Source organism: Mycobacterium sp. E1386 (assembly GCF_001672745.1).
Lineage (GTDB): Bacteria > Actinomycetota > Actinomycetes > Mycobacteriales > Mycobacteriaceae > Mycobacterium.
Map to the genome: position 1 here is coordinate 36456 of NZ_LZKH01000191.1, position 11367 is coordinate 47822.

12 protein-coding genes are annotated in these 11367 nt (G+C 69.3%); 8 read left to right on the forward strand and 4 right to left on the reverse strand.

The window, feature by feature from the left end; all coding sequences use genetic code 11:
* The first annotated feature begins 4 nt into the window (after window positions 1–4).
* The 3 genes from thyX to A5709_RS19370 all read left to right on the forward strand — a co-directional run bounded on the left by thyX (window position 5) and on the right by A5709_RS19370 (window position 3436).
* Entirely contained in the window at window positions 5–757 is a 753-nt protein-coding gene (gene thyX / locus A5709_RS19360; protein WP_068121724.1) for an FAD-dependent thymidylate synthase, read from the forward strand.
* Window positions 758–837: 80 nt separating this feature from the next.
* Window positions 838–1740 (forward strand): 4-hydroxy-tetrahydrodipicolinate synthase, encoded by a 903-nt coding sequence (dapA, locus tag A5709_RS19365; RefSeq protein WP_068011376.1) that lies wholly within the window; start codon window positions 838–840, stop codon window positions 1738–1740.
* A 19-nt stretch (window positions 1741–1759) separates the two neighbouring features.
* On the forward strand, window positions 1760–3436 hold the full coding sequence (locus A5709_RS19370) for a ribonuclease J (RefSeq protein WP_068121704.1): 1677 nt from the start codon (window positions 1760–1762) through the stop codon (window positions 3434–3436).
* A gap of 63 nt (window positions 3437–3499) precedes the next feature.
* Here A5709_RS19370 and A5709_RS19375 read toward each other — a convergent pair whose 3' ends face one another.
* Genes A5709_RS19375 through A5709_RS19385 form a run of 3 tightly spaced genes read right to left on the reverse strand, consistent with a single transcriptional unit; the run spans window position 3500 to window position 5511 of the window.
* Complete coding sequence (locus A5709_RS19375) at window positions 3500–4372, reverse strand: SAM-dependent methyltransferase (RefSeq protein WP_068121708.1); 873 nt, start codon at window positions 4370–4372, stop codon at window positions 3500–3502.
* Between the two features lie 6 nt (window positions 4373–4378).
* Entirely contained in the window at window positions 4379–5200 is an 822-nt protein-coding gene (locus tag A5709_RS19380; RefSeq protein WP_066950641.1) for a mycofactocin-coupled SDR family oxidoreductase, read from the reverse strand.
* Window positions 5197–5511, reverse strand: coding sequence for a putative quinol monooxygenase (locus A5709_RS19385; RefSeq protein WP_067949997.1), 315 nt, complete (start codon window positions 5509–5511; stop codon window positions 5197–5199). The genes A5709_RS19380 and A5709_RS19385 overlap by 4 nt, the downstream gene beginning before the upstream one ends.
* A gap of 175 nt (window positions 5512–5686) precedes the next feature.
* Between A5709_RS19385 and A5709_RS19390 the strand changes: the two genes are divergently transcribed.
* On the forward strand, window positions 5687–8173 hold the full coding sequence (locus tag A5709_RS19390; protein ID WP_156768104.1) for a DNA translocase FtsK: 2487 nt from the start codon (window positions 5687–5689) through the stop codon (window positions 8171–8173).
* 20 nt (window positions 8174–8193) lie between these two features.
* On the opposite strand, the gene A5709_RS19395 is transcribed toward A5709_RS19390, so the two are convergent.
* Window positions 8194–8721: an amino-acid N-acetyltransferase gene (locus A5709_RS19395; protein ID WP_068121713.1), complete on the reverse strand. Its 528-nt coding sequence runs from the start codon at window positions 8719–8721 to the stop codon at window positions 8194–8196.
* Between the two features lie 38 nt (window positions 8722–8759).
* Here A5709_RS19395 and pgsA point away from each other — a divergent pair, with 38 nt between their 5' ends.
* The 4 genes from pgsA to A5709_RS19415 all read left to right on the forward strand — a co-directional run.
* A complete protein-coding gene (gene pgsA / locus A5709_RS19400; RefSeq protein ID WP_197501022.1) occupies window positions 8760–9359 on the forward strand; it encodes a CDP-diacylglycerol--glycerol-3-phosphate 3-phosphatidyltransferase in 600 nt (199 codons plus the stop codon).
* 117 nt (window positions 9360–9476) lie between these two features.
* The gene (gene clgR / locus A5709_RS19405; protein WP_067949991.1) at window positions 9477–9815 is read left to right on the forward strand and encodes a transcriptional regulator ClgR; all 339 of its coding nucleotides are present in this window, start codon (window positions 9477–9479) and stop codon (window positions 9813–9815) included.
* A 128-nt stretch (window positions 9816–9943) separates the two neighbouring features.
* A complete protein-coding gene (gene pspA / locus A5709_RS19410) occupies window positions 9944–10768 on the forward strand; it encodes a phage shock protein PspA (protein WP_067949989.1) in 825 nt (274 codons plus the stop codon).
* A 10-nt stretch (window positions 10769–10778) separates the two neighbouring features.
* Window positions 10779–11367: hypothetical protein (locus A5709_RS19415; protein WP_067949987.1), on the forward strand; the 589-nt coding region annotated here is incomplete at its 3' end.

Consider the following 11367-nt stretch of genomic DNA (forward strand, 5'->3'; position numbering starts at 1 on the left):
CGCCGTGGCCGAGACCGCGCCGCTACGCGTGCAACTGATCGCCAAGACCGAGTTCCTGGCGCCCCCGGGCGTGCCGTGGACCACCGACGCCGACGGTGGCGCCGCGCTGGTCGAGTTCGCCGGCCGGGCCTGCTATCAGAGCTGGTCGAAACCCAATCCCAAGACCGCGACCAACGCCGGCTACATCAAGCACATCATCGACGTCGGGCACTTCTCGGTGCTCGAGCACGCCAGCGTGTCGTTCTACATCACCGGCATTTCGCGATCGCTCACGCACGAGCTGATCCGGCACCGGCATTTCTCCTACTCGCAGCTGTCGCAACGCTACGTGCCGGAGGGCGACTCGCGCGTCGTCGTGCCCCCGGGCATGGAGGACGACCCCGAACTGCGCCGGATCCTGACCGAGGCCGCCGACGCCAGCCGGGCCACCTACGCGGAGTTGCTGGCCAGGCTCGAGGCGAAGTTCGCCGACCAACCCAACGCGATTTTGCGCCGCAAGCAGGCGCGCCAGGCCGCCCGGGCGGTGCTGCCGAACGCGACGGAGACCCGCATCGTCGTCACGGGCAACTACCGGGCCTGGCGGCACTTCATCGCCATGCGCGCCAGCGAGCACGCCGACGTGGAAATCCGGCGGCTGGCCATCGAGTGCCTGCGCCAGCTCGCCGGCGCCGCGCCCGCGGTGTTCGCCGACTTCGAGATCTCGACCCTGGCCGACGGGACCGAGGTGGCCACCAGCCCGCTGGCCACCGAAGCCTGACGCTGACCGCCCCGGCGGCCCGTCAACGCACGTCCGCGCCGTTGCCAAATACCTTGCCGCCGCCAGGTAACCTAATGACCGTGAGCACCGTCGGATTCGACGCCCCGGCCCGGTTGGGAACCGTGCTGACCGCGATGGTGACACCGTTTGATCCCGACGGCTCGCTCGATACCGCCGCCGCGGCGCACCTGGCGAACCACCTGGTGGACGCGGGGTGTGACGGCCTGGTGGTCTCCGGCACCACCGGTGAGTCGCCGACCACCACCGACGACGAGAAGCGGGAATTGCTGCGCGTCGTGCTGGAGGCGGTGGGCGACCGCGCCCGGGTCGTCGCCGGCGCGGGCACCTATGACACCGCTCACAGCGTCCGGCTGGCCAAGGCCTGCGCGGCCGAGGGCGCCCACGGATTGCTGGTGGTCACCCCCTATTACTCCAAGCCGCCGCAGAGCGGGCTCATCGCGCACTTCACCGCCGTCGCCGACGCCACCGAACTGCCGGTGCTGCTCTACGACATCCCGCCGCGCTCGGTGATCCCGATCGAGACCGAGACCATCCGCGCGCTGGCCGCCCACCCGAACATCGTGGGAATCAAGGACGCCAAAGCCGACCTGCACAGCGGCGGCCAGATCATCGCCGAGACCGGGCTGGCCTACTATTCCGGCGACGACGCGCTGAACCTGCCGTGGCTGGCCATGGGTGCCACCGGCTTCATCAGCGTGATCTCTCATGTGGCCGCCGGTCAGCTCCGAGAGATGTTGTCCGCCTTCGCTTCCGGTGACATCGCCACCGCGCGGAAGATCAACGTCTCCGTCGCCCCGCTGTGCAACGCGATGGGCCGGCTGGGCGGCGTGACGATGTCCAAGGCGGGTCTGCGCTTGCAGGGCATCGAAGTTGGCGATCCCCGCCTGCCGCAGATGCCGGCGACGCCCGAGCAAATCGATGCGCTGGCCGCCGATATGCGCGCGGCGTCGGTGCTCCGGTGAGTCAAAGGGTGACCCGTAAGTGGATGTAGACCTCGCCCCTCCTGGTCCCTTGACCACCGGTGGGTTGCGGGTCACCGCGCTGGGCGGCATCAGCGAAATCGGCCGGAATATGACGGTTTTCGAGCATCTCGGCCGGTTGCTGATCATCGATTGCGGGGTGATGTTCCCCACCCATGACGAGCCCGGCGTGGACCTGATCCTCCCGGACCTGCGCCACATTGAGGATCGGCTGGACGACATCGAGGCGCTGGTGCTCACCCACGCGCACGAGGACCACATCGGCGGCATCCCGTTCCTGCTCAAGCTGCGCCCGGACATCCCGGTCGTCGGGTCGAAGTTCACCCTGGCGCTGGTCGCCGCGAAATGCCGTGAGCACCGGCTCAAGCCGGTGTTCATCGAGGTCAGCGAACGCCAGCGGAGCACCCACGGCGTCTTCGAGTGCGAGTACTTCGCCGTCAACCACTCCATCCCGGATGCGCTGGCGATCGCCGTGCACACCGGCGCGGGAACCGTCCTGCACACCGGCGACATCAAACTCGACCAGCTTCCCCTCGACGGCCGGCCCACCGATTTGCCCGGCATGTCCCGTCTCGGCGACGCCGGGGTGGACCTGTTCTTGTGCGACTCGACCAACTCCGAGATCCCAGGTGTGGGGCCGTCGGAAAGCGAAGTGGGACCGACGCTGCACCGCCTGATCCGGGGCGCCGAGGGCCGGGTGATCGTGGCGTGCTTCGCCTCCAACGTCGACCGGGTGCAGCAGATCATCGATGCGGCCGTCGCGTTGGGCCGGCGGGTGTCGTTCGTCGGGCGGTCCATGGTGCGCAACATGGGCATCGCCCGGGAGCTGGGGTTCCTGCGGGTCGCCGATTCCGACGTGATCGACATCGGCGCCGCCGAGATGATGCCGCCCGAGCGGGTGGTGCTGATCACCACCGGCACCCAGGGCGAGCCCATGTCGGCGCTGTCGCGGATGTCCCGCGGCGAGCATCGCAGCATCACGCTCACCGCGGGCGACCTGATCGTGCTGGCGTCGTCGCTGATCCCCGGAAACGAGGAGGCGGTCTACGGCGTGATCGACGCCCTCGCCAAGATCGGGGCGCGCGTCGTCACCAACGCCCAAGCGCGCGTGCACGTTTCGGGCCACGCCTACGCCGGCGAGCTGCTCTTCCTCTACAACGGTGTGCGGCCGCGCAACGTCATGCCGGTGCACGGCACCTGGCGGATGCTGCGCGCCAACGCCAAGTTAGCGGCCAGCACCGGGGTGCCGGAGGAGTCGATCCTGTTGGCCGAGAACGGCGTCAGCGTCGACCTGGTCGCCGGCACCGCGTCGATCGCCGGGGCGGTGCCGGTGGGCAAGATGTTCGTCGACGGGCTCATCAGCGGCGACGTCGGCGACATCACGCTGGGGGAGCGGCTCATCCTGTCGTCGGGCTTCGTCGCGGTGACCGTCGTCGTCCAGCGCGGCACCGGGCGTCCCGTGGCCGCGCCGCACCTGCATTCGCGCGGCTTCTCCGAAGACCCCAAGGCGCTGGAGCCCGCCGGGCGCCGGGTCGAGGCGGAGCTGGAACTGCTTGCCGCCGACAACATCACCGATCCGGGCCGCATCGCCCAGGCCGTGCGCCGCACCGTCGGCAAGTGGGTGGGCGAGACGTACCGCCGGCAACCGATGATCGTGCCGACGGTCATCGAGGTCTAGTGGCGATCGCGAGCGCGACGGAGCCGGGCGAAGCGGGTCGCCACCGTCGAGGTCTGACCCGCCCTACAGCTTTTCCGCGTATGCCGACCATTCCAGCTGCGAGGCCTTGAGCTTGCGCCCGGTGGGCTGCACGTAACGCTCGAGGAGTTCGTCGGGCCCGGCCTGCTCGAGCAGCCGCCAACCGTATTCCCCGATGAATTCGCCGACCTCCTCGGGCTGTAAACCGAAGTGCCACAACTGCCTCCGCTGGCGGACGCTGCGATAGAGCGTACGCGTACCGTACCGATTGGTACCGTCGATGAAATCCCGCCGGACGTAGGTGAATACCAAACGGCTGCCGGGTGCGGCCGCGCGCAGGCCCTCCAGCGTCCGGCGAACGGTGGCTTCGGTCAGGTATTGGGTGACACCCTCGCAGATGAAGAAGGCCCGGTAATCGGTGCGATAACCGTGCTCGGCCAGGGCGGTCAGCAAGTCGTCGCGCTCTAAGTCCAACGCGACCTGCCGCACCGACATCGGCGGCCCGCCGAGCACCCGCCGGACGGTCTTCACCTTCCTGGCGACGTTGACCGGCAGGTCGACCTCGAACACGGGGATGCGGATCTGCCGGGTCAGCAGGTAGGCGCGGGTGTCCAATCCGGCGCCGAGGATGACGACCGCGTCGACGCCCTCGAGCGCCTCGGCCAGCTTGTCGCCGATGAAACGCTTGCGGCAGGCCATGTTCGCCCACAGACCGCGCCCGGTCCACTCCGATGCGCGGATCATCACGCGGCGCACCGGCGCCACCCGGGTCGCCGCGACGAGCCAGCGCAGCGGCGCCGGCAGAAACAGTTCCGCGAGGTCGTCGTCCACCAGGCGGCGACCCGGCGGCTCGTTCTGTTCGACGGCGGCCAACACCATCGGGCCGAAAGCGGTCTGCGCGGCGGGATTTCGTGCCATGCGCCGCTACTTGTTCAGGAAGCCCGCGTCGACCGGCAAAGTGACGCCGGTGATGTAGCGGGCCTGGTCGCTCACCAACCACGCCACCGCGTTGGCGACGTCCTCGACATCCAGCACCTCCACCGGCATGGCATTGCCCATGGCGCCGGGCGTGTCGGTTGCGGCCGCCATCTTGGCCAGCCATTCCCGGGTGAACTCGTTGTTGATCATCGGGGTCTCGACGCCGGACGGATGGATCGAGTTGACCCGGATATACTGTGTGGCAAGCAGATTCGCGTACACCCGCATCAGCCCCACCACGCCGTGCTTGGCGGCGGCATAGCCTACGGAACCGGCGTCGGGGCTGCCGACGCCGGCCAGTCCGGCGCTCGAGCTGATCAGCACGATCGAGCCCCCGGTGCCCTGCTTGACCATGGTCGGGATGGACACCTTGATGGTGTTGTAGACGCCGGTCAGGTTGACGTCGATGACGTCGCGCCAGCCGTCGTCGCCCGACTGCATCGGTGCGATACCGGCGTTGGCCACGACGATGTCGAGCCGGCCGAACTCGTCGAGGCCCGCCTGCAGGGCCGCCGACAGCGACGCCCGGTCGCGGACGTCGCCGCGAGCGGCGACGATCCGGGCGCCGGTGTCCTCGACCAGCTTGACCGTTTGCGCCAGGTCGTCCTCGGTGGCCAGGGGATAGGGCACGCTGGCGATCTGGTCGCACAGGTCGACCGCGATGATGCTCGCGCCGTCGGCGGCGAGCCGCACCGCGTGTGCGCGTCCCTGGCCGCGCGCCGCGCCGGTGATGAAGGCGATCTTGCCTTCGAGGGGCCGCGTCATCAGGACCGGAGCTGACCCTTGTCCGGGTCGCCCGCGGGCACCGGCTGGAGCATCTTGATGTCCGGCGCCCCCGCGAGGTGCTCGCCTGCCGCGCCGAACATCTTGCCGATGGCCGGGGCGGTGCTGTGCGTCTTGAGCGCCTCCTCGTCGGCCCACTGCTCGACGAAGACGAAGGTCTCGCCCGATTGGTGCAGGGAGTACAACTGGCAGCCGGGTTCGTTGTGCACTTCCTCCACAGCCTGCGTGAGGATGTTGCGGACCGTGTCGACCGATTCCGGTTTGACGGTCATGGTGGCAACGACGACGACGGGCATGCTCGGGCCTCCTGGGTTACGGGGTGGGTGACGCGCATGACTTGTGTTATTCAGGTCACCGGTTGTCACCCTACTCACGCGCCGCCGCGGCCGGCCCGTCAGATGGCTCACAAGCCGAACCGTTACCAGTGTGGCGGGTGGTGCAGATGATGGCGGTGCGACTACCCTTGCCGACATGGCTAACAAGACCGCCGCCCGCTCCAAAGCCAGAACGAGCAGGTCAAAGGCCCCTTCGCGAACTGGGTCGGGTCGCGCGCGGCCGGCGGCGCCCCGCAAGCGGCCGAGCAGGCCCGCCAAGCGGCGTAACCATTCACTCCTGGTGGCCGCCGGGCTCACCGGCGGCCGCGCCCTGCGCGCCACCTGGCTGATGGCGGCCCGCAGCACCGGCGGCGCGGCGCGGTCGATCGGCCGCGCCCGTGACATCGACCCGGGGCACCGCCGCGACGGGATCGCGCTGATGCTGCTCGGCCTTTCCGTCGTGGTCGCCGCGAGCTCGTGGTTCAACGCCGCCCGGCCGGTCGGCGCGTGGGTTGACACGCTGTTGCGCACCTTCATCGGGGCGGGCGTCCTGGCGCTCCCGGTCGTCACCGCCGCGGTGGCGGTGGCGCTGATGCGAACCCAGCCCAATCCCGACGCGCGACCCAGGCTGATCCTGGGCGCCACCCTGATCGCGCTTTCCGCGCTCGGCCTGCGGCACCTGTGGTCGGGCTCGCCGGAAGACCCGGAAGCGCGGCGCCGCGCGGCGGGGTTCATCGGCTTCGCCATCGGCGGCCCACTGTCGGACGGGCTGACGGCCTGGATCGCCGCGCCGTTGTTGTTCATCGGCTTCATGTTCGGCCTGCTCTTGCTGACCGGGACCACCATCCGGGAGGTGCCCGACGCCGTCCGCGCCATGTTCGGCGCGCGGCTGCTCGGCGACGACGAGTACGACTACGACGACTACGACGACGCGGATCCCCCTGGGGCCGAAGACTTTTCCGACGACTACTACGACGACGGTTCGCTCGATCCCGAAGGCGGGCCGCCGCCCTGGGCGACGGCGGAGCCGGCCCCCGCCTTGCGCGACAACGAGGACGACATTCCCACCACGCCGGAGCCGGCCATCGGGAAGGGCCGCCGCCGCGACAAGAAGAAGACCGAGGTGCTGGACCGCGTCGTCGAGGGTCCCTACACCCTGCCGTCGATGAGCCTGCTGGTGGCGGGCGACCCGCCGAAGAAGCGCAGCGCCGCCAACAACGTCATGGCCGAGGCCATCGGCGAGGTGCTCACCCAGTTCAAGGTCGACGCCGCCGTCACCGGCTGCACCCGCGGGCCGACCGTCACCCGCTACGAGGTCGAGCTCGGGCCGGGCGTGAAGGTGGAGAAGATCACCGCGCTGCAGAAGAACATCGCCTACGCGGTGGCCACCGAGAGCGTGCGCATGCTGGCCCCGATCCCCGGCAAATCCGCCGTGGGCATCGAGGTGCCCAACACCGACCGGGAAATGGTGCGCCTGGCCGACGTGCTGACCGCGCCGTCGACCCGCCGCGACCACCACCCGCTGGTGATCGGCCTCGGCAAGGACATCGAAGGCGACTTCATCTCGGCCAACCTGGCCAAGATGCCGCACCTGCTGGTCGCGGGCTCCACCGGATCGGGCAAGTCCAGCTTCGTCAACTCCATGCTGGTGTCGCTGCTGACCCGGGCCACACCCGAAGAGGTCAGGATGATCCTGATCGACCCCAAGATGGTGGAGCTCACCCCGTACGAGGGCATTCCGCACCTGATCACCCCGATCATCACCCAGCCCAAGAAGGCCGCCGCCGCGCTGGCCTGGCTGGTCGAGGAGATGGAGCAGCGCTACCAGGACATGCAGGCATCGCGGGTGCGCCACATCGACGACTTCAACGAGAAGGTGCGGTCGGGGGCCATCACCGCGCCGCTGGGCAGCCAACGCGAATACCGGCCCTACCCGTACATCGTGGCGATCGTCGACGAGCTGGCCGACCTGATGATGACGGCCCCGCGCGACGTCGAGGACGCGATCGTGCGGATCACCCAGAAAGCCCGGGCCGCCGGCATTCATCTGGTGCTAGCCACCCAGCGCCCGTCCGTCGACGTGGTCACCGGGCTGATCAAGACCAACGTGCCGTCGCGGCTGGCGTTCGCCACGTCGTCGCTCACCGACAGCCGGGTGATCCTGGACCAGGCCGGCGCGGAGAAGCTGATCGGCATGGGCGACGGCCTGTTCCTGCCGATGGGCGCGAGCAAGCCGCTGCGCCTGCAGGGCGCCTACATCACCGACGAGGAGATCCACGCCGTCGTCAACGCGTGCAAGGACCAGGCCGAGCCCGAATACACCGAGGGCGTCACCACGGCCAAGCCCACGGGCGAACGCACCGACGTCGACCCCGACATCGGCGACGACATGGACGTGTTCCTGCAGGCGGTCGAGCTGGTGGTGTCCAGCCAGTTCGGCTCCACCTCGATGCTGCAGCGCAAGCTGCGCGTCGGCTTCGCCAAGGCCGGCCGGCTGATGGACCTGATGGAGACCCGCGGCATCGTCGGGCCGAGCGAGGGTTCGAAGGCGCGTGAGGTGCTGGTCAAGCCCGACGAGCTGGCCGGAACGCTGGCGTTGATCCGGGGCGGCAGCGACGCCGACGGCGGCGACCCCGACGACTAGCGCGGGGCGCCACTTTCGGGCTAGAGCACCAGCAGCATCCGAGAGTTGCCCAGGATGTTGGGCTTGACGTAGCTCAGGTCCAGGAACTCGGCGACACCGATGTCGTAGGACCGGCACATTTCCTCGAACACCTCGGCGGTGACCGGCGTGCCCTCGATCTCGGTGAACCCGTGCTTGCCGAAGAACTCGGTCTCGAACGTCAGCACGAACAGCCGCTTGAGCTGCAGCTCGCGCGCGACCTCCAGCAACCGGTCGACGATCGCGTGGCCGATGCCGTGGCCTGTCATCGCCGGGTCGACCGCGACCGTGCGGATCTCGCCCAGGTCGGACCACATCACGTGCAGCGCGCCGCAACCGACCACGTCGTCGCCGCATTCGGCCACCCAGAACTCCTGGACGGCCTCGTACAGCGTCACCAGGTTCTTCTCCAGCAGGATCTTGCCGGCGTAGGTGTCGACCAGGCGCTTGATGGCGGGGACATCGGACGTTCGCGCGCGTCGCACCAGGCAGTCCTGTGAGCTTTCGGTCACGGCTAACAGTATCGGCATCGGGGACGGGCATGCTGACCAACGGTTATTCTGTTGCCGTGTCGGGGCAGCCGCAAACGGGTCCGGTGATGGGACCCCCAGGCCGCGTCCACATCGCAAACCTGGCCAACACGCTGACGCTGCTCCGGCTGGTGCTGGTCCCGGTTTTCCTGCTCGCGCTGTTCGCCAAGGACGGGCACGAGGTCGCCTTCCGGGTGGTGGCGTTCGTCATCTTCACGGTCGCGGTCATCACCGATCGGCTGGACGGCCTGCTGGCCCGCAATTATGGAATGGCAACGGAATTCGGCGCGTTCGTCGATCCGATCGCGGACAAGACGCTGATCGGGTCGGCGCTGATCGGGCTGTCGATGCTCGGCGACCTGCCGTGGTGGGTCACGGTGGTGATCCTGGCGCGCGAGTTCGGGGTCACCGTGCTGCGGCTGGCGGTCATCCGCCGCGGGGTCATCCCGGCCAGCTGGGGCGGCAAGGTCAAGACCGTGGTCCAGGCGGTGGCGATCGGCTTGTTCATCCTGCCGCTGGCCGGGCCGTTCCGGGTGACGGCGGCGGTGGTGATGGGTGCGGCGATCGTGCTGACGATCGTCACCGGCATCGACTACGTGGTGTCGACCGTTCGGGAAGTGCGCCGGACAACGGACTGATTTTCCGGTCGCCGAACGGGAACCAAGGCCCCGTCGCCCGCGTTTCACGTAATGAGCATCTGCCGGACGCGGTCGATTTCGTGCCGAGCGGGGCCGACTTGACGAAGGAGGGCGGGAATGCCGTCATTAGTGCGCGAGGTCATCGGCGACGTGCTGCGCGAGGCCCGGGTGACGCAGGGCCGGACGCTGCGCGAGGTGTCCGATTCGGCGCGGGTGAGCCTTGGATACCTGTCCGAGGTGGAGCGCGGGCGCAAGGAGCCCTCCAGCGAGCTGCTCAACGCGATCTGCGAGGCGTTACAGGTCCCGCTGTCGTCGGTGCTCACCGACGCCGGCGAGCGGATGGCCGGCCAGGAACGGGCGGCCAGGAGTGCGCCCGTCGACGGGGCGCGCGGTCCCAGCATCGATGCCGGCACGAAGGTCGTCATCCCGCCGGTGGCTTCCCTGGCGATCGCCTGAGCGGTGCCCCGGCGCGGCGTTCCAGCGCCAGGGGTAGGGCGATCGGCCCCGACGCATTAAATTGAGCGACAAGCGACGGCCCATCCAGGGACCATCCGGCCAACAAGAAGCGAAGGTGGAGCTCACTCATGGCCAATCCGTTCGTCAAAGCGTGGAAGTACCTGATGGCGCTGTTCAACGCGAAGATCGACGAGCACGCCGACCCCAAGGTGCAGATCCAGCAGGCCATCGAGGAAGCGCAACGCACGCATCAGGCGCTGACGCAGCAGGCGGCGCAGGTGATCGGGAACCAGCGCCAACTGGAGATGCGGCTGAACCGGCAACTCGCCGACATCGAGAAGTTGCAGGTCAACGTGCGTCAGGCCCTGACGCTGGCCGACCAGGCCACCGCCGCCGGTGACGCCGCCAAGGCCGCCGAGTACAACAACGCCGCCGAGGCGTTCGCGGCCCAGCTGGTGACCGCCGAGCAGAGCGTCGAGGACCTCAAGACGCTGCACGATCAGGCGCTGAGCGCGGCCTCCCAGGCCAAGAAGGCGGTCGAGCAGAACGCGATGGTGCTGCAGCAGAAGATCGCCGAGCGCACCAAGCTGCTCAGCCAGCTCGAGCAGGCCAAGATGCAGGAGCAGGTGAGCGCCTCGCTGCGGTCGATGAGCGAGATCGCCGCCCCGGGCAACGTGCCCAGCCTCGACGAGGTGCGCGACAAGATCGAACGCCGCTACGCCAACGCGATCGGCTCCGCCGAGCTCGCGCAAGGGTCGGTGCAGGGCCGCATGCTCGAGGTCGAGCAGGCCGGGGTGCAGATGGCCGGTCACTCCCGGCTGGAGCAGATCCGCGCGTCGATGCGCGGCGAAGCGCTGCCGACCGGTGGGACACCCGCCGCCGGGGCCACTCCGGAGGCCCGGCCCGCGTCCGCCGAGACTGGCGCGGTCACCGAGAAGCCCTTTGGCCAGTAACTCGGGTGTCGTGGCGGTGAGCGAGGCGCGACGCGGGCTCTGGCGCACGCTGCTCGGGCGCGGGCTGGCCACCGCCGCCGACCTGTCCGATCTGGTGGCCCAGAAGCTCAGCGCCGCCGCGGATCCGCGTGCGCGGCTGCTGCGGCGGCAACGTCGCGCGCTGCGGTGGGGCCTGATCTTCGCCGCCGGCTGCGTGTTCTGGGCGGCGGTGACGATGCTGCTGGCGGCGTGGGGATGGTTCGCGCTGCTGCTGGAGATCACCGGCGCCGTCGCGGTCATCATGGCCGTCCCGGCGACGCTGTTGTTGTTCCGCTACCGGTGGCTGCGCTCCGAGCCGCTGCCCACGCCCCGCCCGGCGAACGCGCGTCGGCTGCCGCCGCCCGGGTCCGCGGCGCGGCCCGCCATGTACGCGCTGGGCGCCTCCGAACGCGGATTCCTCTCGCTGCTGAACGTCATCGAGCGCGGCTCGATGTTGCCGACCGCCGAGATCCGTGACCTGACCGCGGCCGCCAACAAGACCTCCGCGGCCATGGCGGCCACCGCCGCGGAGGTGGTGTCGATGGAGCGGGCGGCGCAGTCCAGCGAATCATCGCGGGCGT